Raw genomic sequence first — 21,130 nt, forward strand, 5'->3', positions numbered from 1 at the left:
AGAGCATACCTCTCTTTTCAAAACCACATCATGCCGATTCTTAATCTCAGCAACAAGCGCCTTAGACTCTACGCCCCCAAAGGCCAAGCAGTGAACTGCATCAAACTTTTAGGGCGTAGTCAGCAAGAATGATGTCAAGCGATACCCGACCACTTATGGTTAAGGATGAAATTCGGTTTACTCTCTTCCTCGTCTTTCTACCTCTGGCTACGACAGCGGTGAATTGCCATTGGCAGGGGATATCATCATTCAAGGAATAAAAAGAATGAAACTGCACACGCTAACCTACGCAATGATGCTAGCCGCACCAGCGGTACTGGCCTCACCCAATATCACCATTTCGACTACCACCAATAGTCGAGATTTCCCACTCAGCGCGACAACGCCGTTAGTCATACCGTTAGCCAAGGATAACTACACGCTAAAAATCAGTGGTATTGAGGGCGACTGTCACGCTGACAGTGAACAAGCCGTTCGTTTTAATACTCCCATCAAGCTTAACTGTGGTGCCGTGACAGAATTACCACTGAATATCCGCTTTACTGGTGATTATGCGTTCAGTTTTGATGACCAACATAAAACCCTTGCCTTTGTTCGTCAGCCAACCACAGCGAAACAAACCGAATTTCAACGCCCGCTACCTTCGGTCGTTTGTGAGCAATATCAAGGTGGAGAGGTTACCTTGACCTTAGCCGATAGTTTTGCTGAAGGCACTGAATTAAAAGACGCGATGAGCGGTCAAATCGTTACGGTCAACAACGGGCAGGTCTCTTTAACACCCTCCCCAACCAGTGGCGGGCTTATTCTGCTTGCTCCGCTAAAGAGTGAGCCACAGCCTTTCACTTACCGTAATGCCAATATCTATTTTGTTATGGTTGACCGTTTTTATAACGGTGATCCGAGTAACGATCACCGTTATGGCCGTAAAAAAGATGGCCAACAAGAAATTGGTACCTTTCATGGCGGCGATCTCAAAGGGGTAATTAAAAAGCTCGATCACATTAAAAGCCTTGGCACCGATGCGATTTGGCTATCTCCGATCGTAGAGCAAGTACATGGCTTTATTGGTGGAGGAGACAGTGGCTCCTTTCCTTTTTATGCCTATCACGGTTATTGGACGCGAGATTTCACCAAAATCGACGAAAACTTCGGCACCGATGAAGATCTCGCCACCTTAGTGGCAGAAGCCCATAAGCGAGGCATAAGAGTCCTACTCGATGCGGTACTCAACCATACTGGCTACGCGACTTTAGCGGATTTGCAGTTCGATAGCATTGACGTTGTCAAATCTAGCACTCTGCCTGAAAAATGGAGCGATTGGACGCCAAAAACTGGCGAAACGTGGCACAGTTTTCATCAATATATTGATTATCAAAACTCAAATTGGCAGCAATGGTGGGGTAAAGATTGGGTACGTGCCGGGCTGCCGGGTTATCCAGCGCCGGGCTCAAGCGATTTAACCTTAACGTTAGCGGGATTGCCTGATTTTCTCACTGAAGCTGACGTGCCTGTCACGCCGCCTCAATGGCTAATCAATAATCCGGGAACACGAGTCCAAGCACGCGACAATTATACCGTCACTGATTATCTGATTGAGTGGCAAACCGATTGGGTAAAACGTTTTGGTATTGATGGCTATCGAATTGATACCGTTAAACATGTCGAAGGGGAAGTATGGCAACGCCTGAAATCAACCGCTAGCCAACGCCTTGATGAATGGCGCGCCAAACAGGGCAAACAAGGTGAACCGTTCTGGATGATGGGCGAAGTTTGGGCGCACAGTGCTTATCGTAGCCCATATTTTGATGATGGTTTCGATGCGCTGATCAACTTCGATTTACAAAAAAGAATGGACCGCGGCGCCGCTTGTTTAAGCACCATGGAGGATGTGTACCAAGCCTATTCGCAAACCCTCGCCAAACATGCTGATTTTAATCCGGTCAGTTACATGTCATCTCATGACACGGAACTATTTTTTGGGCGCTTTAAATCACTTGAGATGCAGCGTAATGCCGCGAATGTTCTGCTGCTCACTCCAGGAGCAATCCAAGTTTACTATGGTGATGAAGTCGCTCGCGAAGTCGGTCCTTATGCGGATGATTTTCATCAAGGGACTCGCTCTTCAATGAACTGGCAGTGGGATAACGATCGCGCAGCCTTACTGCAACACTGGCAAACCTTAGGCCAATTTCGCCAAAATAACCCTGCAATTGGTGCAGGAGTTCATCAACCAATCCCACAAGACAATGCTTACGTCTTTTCACGTACGTTAGACAATAATCGCGTCGTCGTCGCCTTTGTCGGCCAATAGCTCTGTTTTTAAAACCCACCAAGCTGCTGTTTAGTCTCTAATAAACAGCAGCTTAAACTGCTTTTTTCTGGTCATTTCAAACAAAATCTTAGCCTAACGCTCAATCTCCTACTGGTACAACCACAAAATTTCTATAAGACATTGATGAAATGTACTTTTATAATCCGCCCCTCACACTAATAAAACCAAACATTTGACATTATTAAAACAAATTTTTAACATTAGTTTTTTGATGTTACAGACCTGAACGGCCTGAAGTTTCAGCTAGGTACCCCGTAAGTAAAACCTGATGAACATAAATACACCGTTTGATTATGGTGAACGCATCGAAGCCTACACCGCTGCAACTTCAAGTAAAAAGGGCTGCAATAATACTATGCCGACTAAATAAGAAGTGGCTAATCATCGGTCAAATGGTTGATTCACCCGCACACTAGCTTAGACGAGTGAATCAACCACTTCACCTCAATTGACGCTACCGCACCTTATTTTGGGCGATAATACAGACTTAGGAACACGAGAATGAAAACCTTTCCCCGAACTCTGGTTGCACTTACCGTTATAGCCAGCAGCTCAGTATACAGCGCTGGCTTTCAAGTTGCCGAGCATTCCGCCTCCGGTCTTGGCCGAGCTTTTTCTGGTGAAGGCGCGGTGGCAGATAACGCCAGTGTGCTAGCTCGCAACCCTGCGGCAATGACTCGTTTTGAACGTGCGCAATTTTCTGGCGCCCTGAGTATCATCGATCCTGAAGTTGATGTTTATGATCTGAGCAATCAACAAAAAATGTCGGATATCGCTCCTCTCCAAGTGGTTCCAGCGGCTTATTATTTAAGCCCAATTAATGAACAGTGGAGCTGGGGAATCGGCCTTTTCACTACCTATGGTGTAGCAACCGATTACCCAACCGACATTTATGCTGGTGACATGGCAGGCGACACTGCGTTGATTTCGGTTAACCTCAACCCGAGCCTAGCGTACAAAGTCAATCAACATCTTAGTTTGGGCGCTGGGATTAATCTTGTTTATGCCCATGCAGAGCTCAATCGTCACCAAGGTGGCTTAGCGCCCACTTTAGGTGGTCAACAAAGTGATAAGCTGATCTCTATGGAAGGCGATACCTTAGGTTATGGCTGGAATATTGGCGCACTTTACTCAGTGAATGAAAACCACCGCTTTGGGTTTTCCTACCGCTCACAGGTCAAACTCGATTTCGATGATGGTACCTTTTCTAGCTATAACTCTGGCGCAGCTAGCAAGCCCGAAGTCGTCGGCCGCTTAAAACTTGATCTACCAGAAATTTGGGAAATATCCGCCTTTCATCAACTCAATGACCAATGGGCGATTCACTATGGCTATCAACGCACCGGATGGCGTTCATTCAAAGAGCTCAAAGCGACTTCAGCAGAGTGTAAAGACGGTGTCTGCTTCCAAAAACCAGAAGACTATAAAGACAACGGCCGCTGGTCCCTTGGCACCACCTATCGCCTTAATCATGATTGGACACTGCGCGCTGGTTTAGCATTTGATGAACAAGCGGGTAAAGCCACCTTGAGCATTCCAGATAGTGACCGCTACTGGTATTCAGCCGGTTTTACTTACACCTTGAATGATGCCATGACCCTAGATGCGGGCTTTGCATTAGTAAGAAGCAAGGAAGGTAACTTCACCGAAACCAACGCCGCAGGCCAAAGCTTGAATTTCAACACCAAAGCCAATGCCTATATCAGTGCCATCCAGCTCAATTACCAGTTCTAAATAGGTTAAGAAACCCATGAAAAAACTACTTAAAATTTCCCTACTCTGCTCGGCTCTATGGTTAGCGGGATGCGGCGATGACACGCAAAGCTCTGGCGCACCGACCATTAGCTATGAGCCACATATTGCAAAGGCATTAACTCGCGAAACACAGATTAAATTTCAGTTGAGCGGCGCGAACCCTTCGGTGCCGCTACCCTCCTATACGTTGATGAACCCGCAAGATGGTACTTTAAACTTACCCACGGATGGTGACAACTCGCCCAGTAATCCACGGGTTGCCATGAATCAGCTCGATGGCTGGTCAACCACTATGCCACTGTATCTGGATTTTACTGGCGGCAATTTGGCTACTGGCGCCATCACAGACGGTGTTTATCTAGTTGAACTGACAGATTCGATGACTGGTAATCCACAACCGAAAGCTAATGTTGACTTTGTCGCCTTTAGCGATGCCGCGACCAGTAAGATCGCCATTTACCCAACTAAGCCATTAAACCCAGCGAGCAACTATATTTTAGCCATCACCAGTGATGTTAAAGACGCACAAGGCGAGCCAATCGGCACCTCGAGTAGCTATGCGACCCTTAAATCTAAGCAGCGCATTTATAGCCAAGGACAATTGGCACAGCTGCAGAAAATCACCCATGGCACGGAAGCCCTGTTTAGCGCGACGGGTGTTAATGCAGAACAGATCGTATACAGCACTTGGTTTAGCACCCAATCGGTCGGTGAAACCTTAAGCGCTGTAGCTGCCGCAACGGCCTACGGCGCGGGGCAAGAAAACCCATTAGCGGTTTGGCAGCAAACATTTGTCCATCAAAATGATGCTTATCAAATGACCTTTGAAGATCCCAAGCCTTTTGCTGAAGCGCTTAACGCAGATAAGGCTTTTGAACAATATATCAAGGCTCCCAAGAACCTACTCATTGCAGCTTATGATCAGTCCGTCACTGATACCGGTCAATCGGTTAACGTCACTCATGGCGCGGTGACTCTGCCTTACTACCTTGAAACCGGCGCAAATTGGAACACACAAGCGTTTAGCGCCGCTTCCCCCAGCCTAGCGAAAATCTCAGCAGCGTTAAAAGACCCTGTTGAGCAGGCTCATCTTACCGCGCAATTGATCGGCGCTGGTATTGATCTTACCGAGCTTGCAACCAGTCAAGAACAGCAGATGAAATTAGTCGGTCTTGAGCTCACGAAAACCGATGGCAGCCGATTAGACAGCGAGCGTTTGATCACCCGCTATTCACCGCTGCCCAGCATTAAATCACTGCAAACCGTGCCGTTTTTACTTTTTACTCCCAAAACGGGCGAAGTTAAAAATGTGGTCATTTATCAGCACGGCATTACCTCAGCCAAAGAAAATGCCTACGCGTTTGCGTTTCGCCTTGCTCAAGCGGGTTTAGCGGTGATTGCGATTGATATGCCACTGCACGGAGAGCGCAGTTTAGACGAACAGCGCTCAGCCAATACCAATGTGCTGGCCTATTTAAATTTAGTTAACTTACCCGTGGCCCGTGATAACGTGCGTCAAAGTATTTTGGACGTGCTGGCGCTGCGCGCTGCGCGCTGCGCTAACCCTGTCACAATCATCTTTCATCGGCTCGCCCCTTGAGAACGTCAATATTGCAACAGGCTCACAGATTAAACTGCTCGGTCATTCATTAGGTGGTATTGTCGGGCTGTCCGCACTGGCAGCCAGTGAGCAAGATTTAGGTAATCCTCAAGCGAATGCTCTCTATCACTTTAGCGCCGCAGCGATCCATAACTCTGGTGGTCGTATCGCGCCACTTCTGTTTGGTTCTGATGCTTTTGCACCGCAGATCAAACATAACTTAGCGCTGACTTCTGCTCAGTATAAGGCGTTTGCAGACACATACTGCATTGGGCAAACTGACTCCGCGTGTTACGGTATCTTTGAACAAAATGCAACTGAACTACAAAAAGCGCAATTAAACGCACTGTTTGCTCAGTTTAGCTTTGCCGCTCAATCGGTGCTCGACAGCATAGATCCAATGGCGAATTTAGCTTCGGGCATTACAACGCCGTTATTGCTGACTCAAGTTCACAATGACGATACAGTGCCGAATGTCACCAAAGAAGCAGGTATACTGCCATTTGCTGGCACAGAGCCAGTGGCGAGCTTACTTGGATTAACGACGATCAATCGCACGACACCAACCGTGAATGGGCAAAGCAGCGTCTTTATTGAGTATAATACCACGGCTAAGCATTCAACCTTTATTGCCCCACAGAATGATGATGGGTCTGATGCTCTTCACCATGGTCAAATGCAAGCACAAACCATTGATTTTTTAATTGATAACCAATTGAATGGGGCGATTCCAGAAACCGTATTGCATTAATTAACCAAACCGCAAAGCGGTAAAATAGAAAACAATAAAGGCAGGATTTCCTGCCTTTATTGTTGCTGAGCGTTATCAAGTCAATTTTTTAGAACTTATAACCGCCAGAGATCATAAATACCCAAGGATTAATTTTCACGTCAGTGGATTGGGCATCAACACCCGCTTTATATTTTGCTGTGGTTTCAATATTGGCGTACCAAACTGATGCGTTAAAGAACCAGTTATCATCGAGCATATAGTCGACACCAACATTGGCCGCTAGACCCCAAGAATCATCCAGTTTTAAATCACTAAGCCCGGCTGTTTTTCCAGTATCATTAAATTTTTCATCAAAGAAATTGGTGTAGTTAACACCAGCGCCAACATAAGGACGCCATGTGCTGCCCGCTTCACCAAAATAGTACTGGACCATCACCGTCGGTGGTAAATGCTTAGTTTTACCGATATCCCCTAAACCGCTAAGATCGGTCGAGATCTTATGCGAGAAAGGCGTTGCGGCTAATAACTCAATACTGAAATTATCCGTCAACATATAGCCGAGCGTTAAGCCCAGCTGAGTATTACTGTTCACCGACAGTTCATTTTGCGAACCAAGAATTTTATCACTGCTATCGTTAGGTACCACGCTAGCGATACCCGCACGCACCAAAATATCCCCTTGCTGATGAGCAAGCACTGAAGTTGAAGCTAAAGCGGTAAGGACAGCTAATCCACAGACTGTTTTTTTCATGCTACTTTCCTTTTGTTGGGCTAATTATTCTTTTTGTTGGCGCGCACAGTAGCATATAAAAACCACACTATTTTGATGGAAATCAATTTGTGAATTTTTTTGGTTAAAAAGATGAAAATCTGTAAACTTTGTCACAATAAATACTCAAGCAACACAATCATCTAATGCAAACTAGGCGTGCCACACAAAAAGCAAGCTAACCGTAAGCGCATTCAGCGATGTTGATTGAGTCAGTCATCATGAGTATGGAAACAATAGACTTGGCTCGAAAGACGCTGGCGCATCGTGGCAGCTTCAGTAGAAAAGAACAGTTCACTACAACACTAGGTACGGTAAAGTACTTTTATTACATGCCAACCAAACTTGGTTTTTACTAATTGCGGCGTCAAAATTTCACCTTGAAAGCACGCTTTATCAAAGGCAGGAACCATTTGTCCTTGGCGAAACTCGCCTAAATCACCACCACGCTTACCCGATGGGCAAAGTGAATGCTTTTTGGCTAAGGTTTGAAACTTAGCGCCTTTTTTTAACTGCTGTAGTAATTCATCAGCTTGCTCTTTGTGCTTGACTAAAATGTGTAATGCAGCGGCTGTTTTCGCCATAGGGAAATACTCGATCTAATAACAAAGCTGCTTATTTTAACCAAAGCCGTAACCTAATGCATCTTTTCGATATTCATCGCTCGTCAAGAAGCTTTAACTGCTAAAAATAGCTCAATAGCGTTACGAAGCAGCAATTTTCAGTTACTATAGAGGGTGTAGTGTGTTTATTTTTGAGTAGTGTGTTATGGCCAAAACCGTCAGTAAAGCAAATCAGTCGCAAGGGATGTTGATGTTTACCCTCAACTCACAGCAACAGCTGTTTGCTATTGGAACGTTAAAAGTAAGGGAAATTGTCCCCTATTTACCGATGACGCAAATCCCGTATTCTCATCATCATGTGGTGGGAACGGTGACGATACGTAATCTAACGGTACCAGTGATTGATATGGCCGCAGCCATTGGATTTAGACCGATTACTCCTCAAGAATATAAACAGTGTTATTTGATTGTCACCGACTGCCTGCGCACTGTGGTTGCCTTTATGGTACGCGGCATTGAAAAGATCATCGAATGTAATTGGCGATCGATTGAATCAGCACCAGTGACAGCGGGCAATAATGTCTTTGTTACCGGGATCACTCGCTATCAAGATCGTATTGTTCAACTACTGGATGTCGAACTGCTGCTCTCAAAAATCTACCCACAATACGAATCCACCAAAGTGCCGATGCTGACCGATATTGAACGTGAGCGGCTTAAACCACTGAATATTTTACTGGTTGATGACTCATCAATTGCCCGTAAACAACTGGCCGATGCGTTAGATAGAATCAACATTCCTTATCAGATTTGTAAAAATGGGTTGGAGGCTATTGAACTAATGCGCCGCCTAGCTGATGAGCATAATGCGATTGACCTTTTAGTCAGTGATATTGAAATGCCCGGGCTTGATGGCTATGAGCTGGCTTTTGAGGTACAAAACGATTCTCGCTTAAGTCACGCTTATTGTATTTTGCACACCTCATTGTCGAGTGAAATTTGTGTCGACCGCGCTCATCAAGTTGGCGCACACGAGGCATTAGAAAAATTTAACGCCACTGAACTTATCGAAGCGATGCTCAGAGGAGCGAAAAAACTTGAATCGCAACGCTCGTCATCCCTCTCAATGTAATCCACGATAACAGCAAGATCGGCGGATTTTTGCAGCAAAATGAGCAAAAATCCGCTACGCTTAGCCCATAGAATTGATTAGCGCTTAGTGACGGTAAACCCATGCCTGATGAAGTTTTTAAAAAATCCACTGCCAACCTTAAAAAAGCGGTTCCTCTGATGATGAAGCATCATGTTGCCGCCACACCTGCTAACTACGCGCTTTGGTATACTTATGTCGATCATGCTATCCCGCAGTTAAATCAAGAAATGGATTCCGTTTTAGCGCATTTTGGCTTATGTCCGCCCAGTTCTGGCGACCTGTTATACAAAAATTTCATCGCTTCTAAAGCAGAAACGACCGTCAGTGAACTGCGCGCGAATATGGAAATTTTAGCCAGTGAAGTCGCCAGCTCAATGTCTGATACCATGACGGATACACGAGCTTTTGAAGCCATTATCGATAAAAGCTTTTGCGATTTAGAACGGGTAGAGAAAGAAGATCTTTCTTTAGAGGAAGTCATGGGCGTTATTCGACAGCTAGTCAGTGAGTCACGTGACATTCGCCATTCGACCCGCTTTTTAAACAATCAGCTCAAAACCGCTTGCGATGAAATCTCTAAGCTGAGAAGTCAATTGGCAGAAGTACAGAAAGACGCGCTCTTTGATCCACTCTGTGGGTTATATAATCGACGCGCTTTTAATAACGATCTACTGGCCATGCTTCATGCTCAACAAGCGCTAAGCATTATTTTGTTAGATATCGACCATTTCAAAAGTTATAACGATGATTTCGGTCACCTGTTTGGTGATTCGGTATTAAGAGCGATTGCCAAGCGTATCCAAGGTAATTGCCGCGAAGCGATGACGGCCTACCGTTTTGGTGGTGAAGAATTTGTTATTCTGCTGCCTAACATGACTTTACGTAGTGCTCGTCAATTCGCGGAATCGGTACGTCGATCAATTGAAAAGCTTTCGGTTCGCGATCGCCGATCAGGTCAACAAATTGGTAATATTACTGCCTCTTTTGGCGTCGCCGAATATCAAAGTTTGGAAGCCGCTGATACTTTAGTTGATCGGGCCGATAAAATGCTCTATCAGGCCAAAAATCTTGGCCGTAACCGAGTAATGCCACTCTAAAATCGCCATCGAGAGTCCATAAAAGCAGGCCATTAATTAATACCCATTCAATCCACTATCAAGGTAGATGGTCAGCGACTTAAAACAAGTCGCCCAACCAGATTATTGATTTTAATGGCAAATTTATAAGTGAAAAGCGTAATTAAGACAGTAGTCTTCACCACTTTTTGCCGTATATTCTTTATCTTCGCTACAGGCTTGCGCTTTACCGTGCGCATTCCCTTTGATCAAGCTTATCCAATGACGAATCGCAGTATTAGCCATTTGATTATTGATTTGCTGGCTAAACGTGGTGCAGGTTTCTAACTGAATATCTTCTATCTCAACCAATTCCACACAACCAGTACCGCGTAAGCAACCTAATAGCAGTTCAACATGGCTTCCATCCCCTTCTCGAAAGAGAATTGAACAAGGCTGATCTTTACTGCCGGTAAAGGCGACAAACTGTTTCGGATATTGTAAACCGCTGTGACGACCATCTTTAAAATACGCCAGTACATGGTGGTAATCGATGACATAACTGGTGACTTCTTGATGCGAACCACTTTCTAGCGGAAATAAACGATCCATTAATTGCTTAGCTTTGGCTTGTCTTTCTCGTTGTTGATTTGCGCTGGTTGTCTCCACGGCGAAGACAGCTTCAGCGATAAACGGATGTTGAGTTGATTGAATGTTAGTCTTATCGAATGTCAGCATATTCATTGTCGTTCCCTCGTGGATAACTATTTATTGTGTCCTAGAGCCATTACTTCAAACTGATGTTTAATTTTCATTCAATTCTGTGACTGGCTTAGTTTGTAGACTAGCGGATTTTTTACTACAATTTCACAACAAAAATTTTACAATGTGAATTTTACAAAATGGCCATATCAAAAAGCTTAGTCAGACAGTCACATTTTTTAGGCACCAAGGTAAGAAACTTGCGTAAACGCAACCACTTAACCATGGAAGATTTATCAGCGCGCTGTATACGGGTTAATCCTGAATACGCTCCTTCCGTCTCTTATCTCTCTATGATTGAACGAGGCAAGCGAGTTCCCAGTGTAGAAATGCTCGAAGTGATTGCTGAAGTCTTTCAAAAAGATCCGCGTTGGTTTTTAGACGACGAACCCGAACAGGCCGACATAACCCCTAATAAAGGTAATCGAGGCGGCATTAGCGGCATGGCTCTAGAACCTAGTTTTCTGTTTTCGAATGATATTTTACAGATAGCGATTCCCGAAATGCTCTCACAAACCGGGATCACCGGCCGCCAGTTTGCTCATCTGCTGATCCGGGCCCATCAAGAAAGTTTACAAAATCACTTCCCCGATCTAGAACGTGCGGCAGAGGAGGTTGGACTAAAACGTCTTAATTTGGCCGTAGAAGATTTAATCGATATCGCTAAAAGCCTAGGATTGACCATACGTTGGGTGACACGTACACCGCATGATGTGGTGGATGAATTGGGGATCAGCGCCAAACAGTTAGTCACTTCTTTTTTTGAACCACCGGGAAACATTTATCTTAATGAGATTTTAAAACAGTATCCGACACGCCTGAAATACGACTTAGCGGTGTACATTGGCCATAATGTTTTACACAGTAAAGAGGGATTAAAAAGTGTGCTTTCGGTTGGGCATACTCATGGCTGGGAAGCGCAGAGCGATCTTCAGCAAACCTCCGAGCTTAACTCACAAGATATTTTGCAAGCATGGCGTGATTTTGAATCGAGCTTTTTTGCTGGCGCTCTATTATGCCCCAAAGTTCCCTTTCGCCAACTGTTGGATCGTAATGGCTATGAAATCTCCGTACATCAAAAAGCCGGAGTATCCCCTTCGGTTGCCATGCGCCGGATGACCGTCGTCTCTCCCTACCCTCACTGGCACTATTTTGATGCCTATGGCGAAGGCAAACTTAAAGCGGTGTATCGTGGTAATGGCATTCCTCTACCTTGGGGAAATATGCGTAAAGTTGATGACCCTTGCCAACACTGGGCGGTGTTTCGTCGTTTATCTGAGCCTTTACCCGGTAGCTCAGCACAAATTTCCATTTTAAATGTCGGTGATGAACCGCGTATTTACTGTTGTGAATCAATGAATATGTCTGATGCTGCAGGGAATAACCGTGTGCTATGTGCTGGCATTGATCTTAATCCCGCCATTAATGCTCAAGGTGGCGATGCCCGCTCGATTGCCGAAGAACTCAAAGCCTCTTGTGTTCAACAAGGAGGTTCAACCATCATCCCGAGACACATTAAAAAAGATTTGCTAACCATTGCAAAAATTCTCAATATTAATTGGATTGAGCGTGGGATTGATAATCAAGCAAGATTGATTTGTTCACGTGGTGCGGTGTGCCCGAGAGTACCCAGTTGTTACGATAAATGCGCCAATCAAACCGAGCAGCGTTGATCGTTGACAAGAAAAACAACGTAAAAAAAAGCCAACCGCAAAAAGGTGCGATTGGCTATATTTTGTGTGAACAAAGAGGTTCACTAACAACGTCAGTTGGCTAGGTGACCCTCGGCTTAAAAGGGTCATATATTATAAAGCACATAGCGTGCCAACTTTTTCAAACCACTTAATCAAGCAATTTAAGGCGAATATGGCGAAAAAGCGTCCGTTTCATTACAACCGATCTCATAGTGATTTTGCATTTTGCAAATTCGGTGCAAAATGCAATGATCCGGTAACCCTCTACTTCTCGGTTTCTCTCAACCTTGAAACATCCAACCTATCAAAAAATGATTAACTGAGAATAATGATGCCAACTCCAGTTTCTATCCCTGAATCTACACCAACGCCATCATGGCTAACGATCAATGATGGACAATTACTGTGGATCCCAGATTTTTTATCCATGGAACAAGCCGATAACGCTTATCAACGCCTGTCGCTTGAACTCAACTGGCAACAACAAGCGATCATGATGTTTGGTAAACCAATCATGCAGCCTCGCCTGCACGCTTGGTACGGTGAAAAAGCTTATCGCTATTCAGGCTTAAGTTTAGCGCCGCAACCGTGGGCACCAGCATTACTCCCTCTTAAAGCACAATGTGAACGAGTTGCAAATCAGCCATTTAATTCGGTTCTGGCGAATCTCTATCGTCATGGTCAAGATTCGATGGGTTGGCACCAAGATAATGAACCGGAATTAGGTCACCAACCCGTCATCGCTTCACTATCATTAGGCGCAACTCGGCGCTTTGCGCTGCGCCATATGCAAAGTAAAGAAAAATTAATCTTTGAACTCAGCCATGGCTCATTATTAGTGATGGCTGGAGATACACAGCACTATTGGCAGCACACCATTCCTAAAACTCGTCAATCCTGCCAACCAAGAATCAATCTCACATTTAGACAGATCATTGGTTGATCTGTGTCTCTATGAACGCCAACCTCGTTCTTACGTTCGGAAAAGTACCGAAAGAGACTATTGATCTTCAAAAATTTTGAATGACATCCTCAACTCTCTGTGCTCCTTTTTGAGCCAGCAACCAGTAAGCTATGATCATCCTCTAATGATGGAGCACGATCATGAACACCTTACGAGTCATCGAACAGCTAATTCCCGCCCGAGCGACCTCGGATGGAGACGGAGTGAAAATTCGTCGTGTCGCTGGTTTTAACCATGGCAGATTCTCCCCTTTCCTAATGGTAGATGAATTGAAATCGGATCATAGTGCCGATTACATTGGAGGGTTCCCTCCTCATCCTCATCGAGGTATTGAAACCTTAACCTATATGTTGCAAGGGCACTTTCAACATCGCGATCAAATGGGTAATGTCGGCGAATTACGCAGTGGCGGTGCCCAATGGATGGCCGCGGGCCGAGGGGTTATTCATAGCGAAATGCCAATCATGGAACAAGGTCAATTGCACGGTTTCCAAATTTGGATTAATCAACCAGCGAAAAACAAAATGGCACCGGCTCAATATCATGATTTTCAACCTGAAACGATAACTGAATATTCAGAAGATGCACTGGGTACGCTAAGACTCATCGCTGGAAAGCTCGCTATCAACGGGCAAACGTTGCAAGGTCCGCTAACTCAAACTGGCGTCGCCACTATCGTTGCCGACTGGCGTGCTCAATCATCCAGTGATATCGCTTTAGTCATCCCTGAGCACTACAACGTGTTGCTTTATGCGTATCAAGGCGCGGTGAATGTAGTTGGCAAGAGCTTAAAACAGGGCGAACTCGCGGTACTTTCTCGCAACGCTGCACTTCAATTATCGGCCAACGAAGCCAGCGGTGTATTGATTTTAGCGGGGGAACCGATTAACGAACCGGTGGTTCATTACGGTCCTTTTGTGATGAATAGTCACCAAGAGATTGAACAAGCGATTGCTGATTATAATGCAGGATTATTTTCCACCTACTAATTGCCTGATAACTCTATACCCAAACGACTTAGAGTTATGGTCAGCCCTCATCAACAAACTCGATGACGAAACAAAGACAGCTGCCGCTGTACGTAGAAAGGAAGAGTAAGTTTACTGTCCATTCGACCATAAGGTCGGTTATTAAACAAAAATAAAACCACTGCCGGATATTTTTGTTTTTGCCACACCCATTAATGAGTGTGGCTTTTTTTGGCTTGCTGGAAACGTCAGCGTCTATTATGACCTAAAAACGCACGGCTATAAAAATTCACACAAATAAGCAGTAGCTTGCGACACTTGTAAATCAAACGATGAATGACCATCAACGTCAAAACACTCTCCACTATGAAACGTTAACCAGTGTTGATCGCTCGTGCGTTTAATGGTTAATGACCCTTTGATAACGGTCATTTTTTCCGGAGCATCCGTCGCAAAGGTATACTCTCCAGGAGCCATCACACCGACGGTCATTGACTCGCCATGCTGCTGAAAACCTAAAGATTTCACATTGCCATCAAAGTAGCTATTTTCCTTAATCATGGTATTCCTTTTCTGAGATAAAATAGTTTGAGTGGCGTTTTCCACTCATCACTTAACAGATACTCAAGATATCATTAGCTTAGCTTTAATGACAATATGCTATACTGAGCTTACCTAAAGGCTTTACGTAATAAATCCTAAATACTTTGAGAGAATGATGTGGTTATTAGAAAAAAACCTAGCCGAAAATACCGCCCTGATAGTCAATCGTTTCTATTTAAAGTCCTCTTCTGGCTAATATTAAGTCTATTATCTGTCGGATTTGCGCTATTAATTATCGTTAGTTATCGCGATTACATTAATCCGAAGAACGTGCACGGTTCTTGGATTGAAATCGGTGCACCAAGCCATTTAACTGAAGTTCTCACCTTTAATGAACAAGGTGTATTTCGTGATCATCGTTTAATTGCCACGCAATTTGAATTTGATGGCAAAACGATCGCCATCCGAACTGGCACTGGCGAAACGATTTATCAACTTTCGGGAACCACTGACTCACCGCAGATGCGACGAGTTGAACCTCCGCTGCCTCACCAACGTTTTATACGTGCAGGCTATGAGCACACCATTTCCACTGAACCTGGACCTAGCCGTCGTTCAGCCGTCTCAGAGCATTTCAGGGAACGATAATGGCTCCCGAAGGAGCCATTAAGAAGGTTAAGCGTGACGACCAGCCTATGATTATTTGCGTAGTGCGTTTAATTTAGCCTGAGCCAAACCAAAAATCGTATCCACGGGATAGCTGCCATCTTCTGTTGCAACACCAGCGGGTTTTCCAGTAAAGAGCTCTATCGCTTCTGTCACATGGTCAATCACCCAAATATGGAATTCACCCTTTTCCACCGCTTTGAGAATATCCGCCCGTAGCATCAAATGATGCTGATTAGAACGAGGAATAATCACGCCTTGTTGAGAATGACGGCCTTTAATATTACACACATCGAAGAAGCCTTCGATTTTCTCATTAACACCGCCAATCGGCTGAGCTTCACCAAACTGATTCATTGAACCAGTAATCGCAATATCTTGCCGATTGGGTTGCTTGGAAAATGCTGACACAATAGCGCAAAACTCAGCCATGCTGGCACTATCGCCATCCACCCCACCGTACGATTGTTCAAAAGTAATGGTGGTGGTTAACGGTACTCGCGCCGTTCGGCCAAACACCGAATTTAAATAAGCAGAAAGTATCATTACTCCTTTTGAGTGGATACTGCCCCCTAAATCCACGCTGCGTTCAATATCAATAATATCGCCATCACCAAACGATGTGGTCGCCGTAATTCGGTTTGGTGCACCAAAGGCATGATCGCTGGTCGCTAACACCGATAAGGCATTGATCTGCCCCACCGCAGAGCCTTCGGTCTGCAGTAATGTAGTGCCATTAAGGAAGGTTTCCATTACGCCTTCTTGAAGACGATTGACTCGCATTTGTTGGTTGCACAGCGCTTCTTCCACATGATTTTGGCGAATCATATTAGAATTGGCTTGGCGAGCGACGTAATTAGACTCACGCAATAAATTGGCAATATGCGCGGAATGCAAAGAGAGCTTGTTTTGATCGCTGGTCATTCGCGAACTGTGTTCAATAATTCGCGCAATCGCTTTGCGATCACAATGCAACATATTGTTATCATGGACAATACTTGAAATGAAACGGGCATAATGCAGCTCACTTTCTGGCGTACGCTTCATCTCGTCTTCAAAATCAGCGGTGACTCGAAACAGCTCGCTGAACTCCGGATCGTAATGCGTTAATAATTCATAAGTACGATAATCACCAAATAAGATGATTTTGACATCTAGTGGTATCGGTTCAGGATCGAGCGATACCGTTCCGGTTAAAGTCACTTCTTTTTCTAGCGAGGTGAAGCTGAGCTGACGTGAACGCAGAGCACGTTTTAAGCCATCCCATACATAGGGCTGCTCTAATACTTTAACCGCATCCATTAGCAGTACGCCGCCGTTGGCTTTATGTAAACTACCAGCGCGGATCAGTGAAAAATCGGTAAACACCGTTCCTTTATAGGTCGCCGTTTCAATATAGCCAAACAAGGAGTGATAGTTAGGGTTTTCTTCGACCACCACCGGAAATTCTTGCGACGCGCGACAAACCAGTACATTCACTTTATAACGACGTGGTAACTTTTTATCCAACGCCGCGGTAGCGAGCTCCCCTTGCTCTCCCGTTTCATCCAAAAAGATCTCAACATTTTCGACGATATCTTTTTGTAATTCGGTTAAGTAGCTTTTGATTTCAGGGTACTTAGAATAATCGATTTTAAGCTGTTTAATAAAATGACTGATCACATCGAGCGTCACATCATCATTGAGCTTTTTAATTTTTTCGCTGTACGCTTCCTCCCACTCAGTGAGCTGGCGGACCATATTGCGTAAGCTGACTTCTAACTCATCAATCGTCTGCGCAAAATGCTCTTGCTCTTTTTTACTCAGCGCATCAAACGTTTCTTCGGTATGCATTTCTTCGCCATTCATGGCGACAAACTGATATTCACCTTGGTTAGTGATACTTAAACTAATATCACGCTCTTTGGCACGTAAGGTAATGGCTGCTAATTCTTGTTCCTGCTTTTGGGCGAGTTGGTTTTTTAAGCGGTCCGCTCGGCTAAAGTAGAGTTCATTATCAAACGCTAACGGAATCGCATTGACCAATTTGGTCATCAACTTTTCAATATCTTGACGAAATTTTTGGCCAACACCAGACGGAAGCTTAAGCACTCGTGGTGTACGAATATCATCAAAATTAGCTACATAACACCAATCAAATAGCGCATTATTTTCTGGCTGATGGCGATTTAAGTAACGTAAGATCATGGTTCGTTTACCCAATCCATTACGTCCAATGGCATAAATGTTATAGCCCTTTTCTTTTATCGACATCGCAAATTCAACCGCTTTTTGCGCGCGCTCTTGACCAACAATCTCATCAATGGGAGCTAACTCTTTGGTCGATTTACATGGCAAATTATCTAGTGTTGCAACGTGATAGAGCTGCTCAACACTCAAATTTTGAATCGCCATACCCCCTCCTTATTTTTTTATGATTGTTATATTTAAATTAATTTTCTTTATTTGTAGCTTAAGTGTAGAAGAAAAGCACAATCTTTTTAGTGACTTACTACTAATTCACGCTTAAGTGGACAAATAAGCACCAGCGCCAATGATGAAGACGCAAATGATAACCAGTTGCATTTAATGGCAAGTTGTCTTTAAATAGGGTCCCACAACCTCACCAACACCGGAGTGACACCCTACTGGCGCTGATTGCGTTTTCACCCATTGTTGTCGCAGCCGTGCTATTGGTCGGATTAAATTGGCCAGCCAAAAAAGCTATGCCGGTCGCATTTGCCTTAACGGTTGCTATCGCTTTGATTTTTTGGGATATGTCGATAACTCGCGTATTCGCTTCAACCTTGCAAGGGCTCGGCATCACCGTTTCCGTGTTATGGATCGTGTTTGGCGCAATATTGCTACTCAATACTCTCAAGCACACCGGCGCCATTGCTACTATTCGCAACGGTTTTATCGATATATCCCCCGACCGTCGCGTACAAGCGATCATCATTGCTTGGTGTTTTGGCTCCTTCATCGAAGGCGCTTCTGGTTTTGGGACTCCGGCAGCGATTGCCGCCCCTTTGTTGGTTGCGATTGGCTTTCCTGCCTTAGCCGCGGTGTTAATGGGAATGATGATTCAATCAACGCCAGTCTCATTCGGAGCGGTGGGTACGCCGATCATTGTTGGCGTTAACCGTGGACTAGATACCCACAACATTAGCGAAACCTTAGTGGCTAATGGTTCAAGTTGGGACGCCTACTTACAGCAAATCACCGCCGGTGTTGCACTCACTCATGCGGTTGTTGGTATTTTCATGCCAGTGCTGATGGCGATGATGCTGACGCGATTTTTCGGTAAAAACCGCAGTTGGACCGAAGGGTTAGATATCTTACCTTTTGCGCTGTTTGCCGGTTTGGCCTTTACGCTGCCTTATGCGCTAACGGGGGTCTTTTTAGGCGCTGAATTCCCTTCACTGATCGGTGGATTAGTCAGTTTAGCCGTTGTCGTCACCGCCGCGAAAAAGGGCTTTTTAGTACCGAAAAGCACTTGGGAATTTCCGGCTGAAAAAGAATGGCCTAGCGAATGGCTGGGATCTTTAAAAATGAATCTTGATGAGATGAAAGCCAAGCCTATGGGACTGGCCTTAGCATGGGCACCCTATGTGTTACTGGCGGTCATTCTGGTTGCTAGCCGGGTCAGCAGTGAATTCAAAGCCATGCTGCTTAGCGTTCAACTGAGCTTTAATAACATCCTTGGCGAGACCGGAGTCAGCACATCGATTGATCCGCTTTATCTGCCCGGTGGCATCTTAGTCTTTGTCGCCTTATTAGCGGTGCTTTTACAATCTCGCAGTGTGACGCCATTACTAAAAGCCGTCGGTGAATCGAGTAAAACCTTAGTCGGGGCTGGTTTTGTGTTGGTTTTTACTATTCCTATGGTACGAATTTTTATCAACTCCGGTATTAATGGCGCAGATCTGGCCAGCATGCCTGTGACTACCGCCAATTTCGCTGCCGGGTTAGTTGGGCAAGCCTTTCCTGCGCTTAGCGCCACCGTGGGTGCTTTAGGCGCTTTTATTGCCGGCTCAAACACGGTTTCAAACATGATGTTTAGCCAGTTTCAATTTGAAGTGGCGCAGACACTGAATATCTCTACCGTGGTCGTCGTCGCACTGCAAGCCGTGGGCGCCGCTGCCGGTAATATGGTCGCGATTCATAACGTGGTCGCAGCCTCAGCCACGGTCGGTTTACTGGGCCGTGAAGGAGCCACCTTGCGTAAAACCATCATCCCGACGGCGTATTATCTCATCGCCACTGCCATTATCGGCATGGTGGTCGTGTACGGGTTTAATTTCAGCGATGTGTTGATGCTCGCTGAACGCTGATGACCGACCGATTCTGCTGTTAATATTTACCGCGGTAGCCAACACACAACGCTCGCTGCCGCGCCTTACTTATTAGGTTATCCACGATCCCGTTGTTATAAGGATACAAACCATGATCATCTCCGCCTCGACTGATTTTCGCGCTGCCGCCCAAGCTAAACTGCCGCCTTTTCTTTTCCATTATATTGATGGCGGCTCGTATCGCGAAGACACATTACGTCGAAATACTACCGATTTAGCCGATATCGCCCTACGCCAACGGGTACTCAATGACATGTCTGAATTAAGCCTTGAGACTGAGCTTTTTGGTGAATCGCTGGCCATGCCTATCGCCTTAGCTCCGGTAGGGTTAACCGGCATGTACGCTCGGCGTGGTGAAGTGCAAGCCGCGCACGCTGCCGCCAATAAAGGAATTCCCTTTACCCTATCGACGGTGTCGGTCTGTCCGATTGAAGAAGTCACCGCCACCTTGACTCGTCCAATGTGGTTTCAGCTTTATGTATTGAAAGATCGCGGCTTTATGAAAAACGTCTTAGAGCGCGCCAAGGCGGCAGGCGTGACGACTTTAGTGTTTACGGTCGATATGCCCGTTCCCGGTGCGCGCTATCGTGATATGCATTCTGGAATGAGCGGTCCCAATGCGGCAAGCCGACGCATTCTGCAAGCGATGACACATCCTCGCTGGGCATGGGATGTGGGCTTATTGGGTAAACCACACGATCTGGGCAATATTTCGACCTATCGCGGGACGCCGACTAAACTCGAAGATTATATTGGCTGGTTGGGTAACAATTTCGACCCGTCAATCAGTTGGCAAGATCTCGAATGGATCCGTGACTTCTGGGATGGCCCGATGGTGATCAAAGGCATTTTAGACGTCGAAGATGCCAAAGATGCGGTACGCTTTGGCGCTGATGGCATTGTGGTCTCTAACCACGGTGGACGTCAGTTAGATGGCGTACTCTCTACTGCGCAGGCATTACCTAAGATTGCTGATGCGGTAAAAGGCGATTTAAAAATTCTGGTCGATTCTGGCATCCGTAGTGGATTGGATGTGGTCAGAATGCTTGCCTTAGGGGCAGATTGCACTTTACTGGGCCGCGCTTTTATTTACGCATTAGCGACGCAAGGTCAAGCCGGTGTTGAACATTTACTGGATTTATTTGACAAAGAGATGCGCGTTGCAATGACCTTAACCGGTGCTAAACGGGTGCAAGATCTCTCCCGTGATTCTTTGGTGAACCGTTAGTCCGTAGTGAA

General features: G+C 45.4%; 15 protein-coding genes and 1 pseudogene. 11 read left to right on the top strand and 5 right to left on the bottom strand.

Translation table 11 applies throughout. From position 1 onward, the window contains the following. The first annotated feature begins 265 nt into the window (after positions 1-265). From FKN93_RS02365 to FKN93_RS02375, 3 genes and pseudogenes are all read left to right on the top strand, one after another. Positions 266-2,311, top strand: coding sequence for an alpha-amylase (locus FKN93_RS02365; RefSeq protein WP_170904380.1), 2,046 nt, complete (start codon positions 266-268; stop codon positions 2,309-2,311). A 522-nt stretch (positions 2,312-2,833) separates the two neighbouring features. Then, complete coding sequence (locus FKN93_RS02370; protein WP_170904381.1) at positions 2,834-4,066, top strand: outer membrane protein transport protein; 1,233 nt, start codon at positions 2,834-2,836, stop codon at positions 4,064-4,066. 16 nt (positions 4,067-4,082) lie between these two features. Then, positions 4,083-6,438: pseudogene (locus FKN93_RS02375) on the top strand (VolA/Pla-1 family phospholipase). 88 nt (positions 6,439-6,526) lie between these two features. Here FKN93_RS02375 and ompW read toward each other — a convergent pair. Both ompW and ppiC read right to left on the bottom strand, forming a co-directional pair. Next, positions 6,527-7,171: an outer membrane protein OmpW gene (ompW, locus tag FKN93_RS02380; RefSeq protein WP_170904382.1), complete on the bottom strand. Its 645-nt coding sequence runs from the start codon at positions 7,169-7,171 to the stop codon at positions 6,527-6,529. Between the two features lie 323 nt (positions 7,172-7,494). After that, complete coding sequence (gene ppiC / locus FKN93_RS02385; RefSeq protein WP_072671031.1) at positions 7,495-7,773, bottom strand: peptidylprolyl isomerase PpiC; 279 nt, start codon at positions 7,771-7,773, stop codon at positions 7,495-7,497. 184 nt (positions 7,774-7,957) lie between these two features. On the opposite strand from ppiC, the gene FKN93_RS02390 reads away from it, so the two are divergent. Together FKN93_RS02390 and FKN93_RS02395 are read left to right on the top strand one after the other, a co-directional pair. Continuing rightward, positions 7,958-8,884, top strand: coding sequence for a chemotaxis protein (locus tag FKN93_RS02390; RefSeq protein ID WP_040905299.1), 927 nt, complete (start codon positions 7,958-7,960; stop codon positions 8,882-8,884). Positions 8,885-8,985: 101 nt separating this feature from the next. Further along, positions 8,986-10,002 (top strand): GGDEF domain-containing protein, encoded by a 1,017-nt coding sequence (locus tag FKN93_RS02395; protein ID WP_004397006.1) that lies wholly within the window; start codon positions 8,986-8,988, stop codon positions 10,000-10,002. Between the two features lie 123 nt (positions 10,003-10,125). Here the strand turns inward: FKN93_RS02395 and FKN93_RS02400 are convergent, their stop codons facing one another. Beyond that, the gene (locus FKN93_RS02400; RefSeq protein ID WP_004397005.1) at positions 10,126-10,704 is read right to left on the bottom strand and encodes a malate synthase; all 579 of its coding nucleotides are present in this window, start codon (positions 10,702-10,704) and stop codon (positions 10,126-10,128) included. 158 nt (positions 10,705-10,862) lie between these two features. On the opposite strand from FKN93_RS02400, the gene FKN93_RS02405 reads away from it, so the two are divergent. The 3 genes from FKN93_RS02405 to FKN93_RS02415 all read left to right on the top strand — a co-directional run bounded on the left by FKN93_RS02405 (position 10,863) and on the right by FKN93_RS02415 (position 14,369). Then, complete coding sequence (locus FKN93_RS02405) at positions 10,863-12,395, top strand: DUF3612 domain-containing protein (RefSeq protein ID WP_004397004.1); 1,533 nt, start codon at positions 10,863-10,865, stop codon at positions 12,393-12,395. A gap of 352 nt (positions 12,396-12,747) precedes the next feature. Continuing rightward, positions 12,748-13,359 (top strand): alpha-ketoglutarate-dependent dioxygenase AlkB, encoded by a 612-nt coding sequence (locus FKN93_RS02410; RefSeq protein ID WP_170904383.1) that lies wholly within the window; start codon positions 12,748-12,750, stop codon positions 13,357-13,359. A gap of 161 nt (positions 13,360-13,520) precedes the next feature. Continuing rightward, positions 13,521-14,369 carry a pirin family protein gene (locus FKN93_RS02415; RefSeq protein WP_158145133.1) on the top strand — a complete coding sequence of 283 codons (849 nt, stop codon included), beginning with the start codon at positions 13,521-13,523 and terminating at the stop codon, positions 14,367-14,369. 258 nt (positions 14,370-14,627) lie between these two features. Here FKN93_RS02415 and FKN93_RS02420 read toward each other — a convergent pair whose 3' ends face one another. Next, positions 14,628-14,909, bottom strand: coding sequence for a pyrimidine/purine nucleoside phosphorylase (locus tag FKN93_RS02420; protein ID WP_004397000.1), 282 nt, complete (start codon positions 14,907-14,909; stop codon positions 14,628-14,630). Between the two features lie 165 nt (positions 14,910-15,074). On the opposite strand from FKN93_RS02420, the gene FKN93_RS02425 reads away from it, so the two are divergent. Then, the gene (locus tag FKN93_RS02425) at positions 15,075-15,539 is read left to right on the top strand and encodes a DUF2850 domain-containing protein (protein ID WP_154171232.1); all 465 of its coding nucleotides are present in this window, start codon (positions 15,075-15,077) and stop codon (positions 15,537-15,539) included. Between the two features lie 51 nt (positions 15,540-15,590). On the opposite strand, the gene FKN93_RS02430 is transcribed toward FKN93_RS02425, so the two are convergent. Then, entirely contained in the window at positions 15,591-17,951 is a 2,361-nt protein-coding gene (locus tag FKN93_RS02430) for an ATP-binding protein (protein ID WP_004396999.1), read from the bottom strand. A gap of 182 nt (positions 17,952-18,133) precedes the next feature. On the opposite strand from FKN93_RS02430, the gene FKN93_RS02435 reads away from it, so the two are divergent. Further along, positions 18,134-19,870, top strand: a complete 1,737-nt coding sequence (locus tag FKN93_RS02435; protein ID WP_170904384.1) for an L-lactate permease — start codon at positions 18,134-18,136, stop codon at positions 19,868-19,870. Positions 19,871-19,982: 112 nt separating this feature from the next. Beyond that, positions 19,983-21,119 carry an FMN-dependent L-lactate dehydrogenase LldD gene (gene lldD, locus FKN93_RS02440; protein ID WP_170904385.1) on the top strand — a complete coding sequence of 379 codons (1,137 nt, stop codon included), beginning with the start codon at positions 19,983-19,985 and terminating at the stop codon, positions 21,117-21,119. The last annotated feature ends 11 nt before the right edge of the window (positions 21,120-21,130 follow it).

This window comes from Vibrio sp. A8-1, assembly GCF_013048685.1.
Lineage (GTDB): Bacteria > Pseudomonadota > Gammaproteobacteria > Enterobacterales > Vibrionaceae > Vibrio > Vibrio metschnikovii.

Bases quoted from the DNA above. Each gene is read 5' to 3' on its own strand.
- FKN93_RS02400 (WP_004397005.1), bottom strand. From the start codon at position 10,704: ATGAATATGCTGACATTCGATAAGACTAACATTCAATCAACTCAACAT.
- FKN93_RS02390 (WP_040905299.1), top strand. From the start codon at position 7,958: ATGGCCAAAACCGTCAGTAAAGCAAATCAGTCGCAAGGGATGTTGATG.
- lldD (WP_170904385.1), top strand. From the start codon at position 19,983: ATGATCATCTCCGCCTCGACTGATTTTCGCGCTGCCGCCCAAGCTAAA.
- FKN93_RS02415 (WP_158145133.1), top strand. From the start codon at position 13,521: ATGAACACCTTACGAGTCATCGAACAGCTAATTCCCGCCCGAGCGACC.
- ppiC (WP_072671031.1), bottom strand. From the start codon at position 7,773: ATGGCGAAAACAGCCGCTGCATTACACATTTTAGTCAAGCACAAAGAG.
- FKN93_RS02365 (WP_170904380.1), top strand. From the start codon at position 266: ATGAAACTGCACACGCTAACCTACGCAATGATGCTAGCCGCACCAGCG.
- FKN93_RS02395 (WP_004397006.1), top strand. From the start codon at position 8,986: ATGCCTGATGAAGTTTTTAAAAAATCCACTGCCAACCTTAAAAAAGCG.
- ompW (WP_170904382.1), bottom strand. From the start codon at position 7,171: ATGAAAAAAACAGTCTGTGGATTAGCTGTCCTTACCGCTTTAGCTTCA.
- FKN93_RS02420 (WP_004397000.1), bottom strand. From the start codon at position 14,909: ATGATTAAGGAAAATAGCTACTTTGATGGCAATGTGAAATCTTTAGGT.
- FKN93_RS02370 (WP_170904381.1), top strand. From the start codon at position 2,834: ATGAAAACCTTTCCCCGAACTCTGGTTGCACTTACCGTTATAGCCAGC.
- FKN93_RS02410 (WP_170904383.1), top strand. From the start codon at position 12,748: ATGCCAACTCCAGTTTCTATCCCTGAATCTACACCAACGCCATCATGG.
- FKN93_RS02430 (WP_004396999.1), bottom strand. From the start codon at position 17,951: ATGGCGATTCAAAATTTGAGTGTTGAGCAGCTCTATCACGTTGCAACA.
- FKN93_RS02405 (WP_004397004.1), top strand. From the start codon at position 10,863: ATGGCCATATCAAAAAGCTTAGTCAGACAGTCACATTTTTTAGGCACC.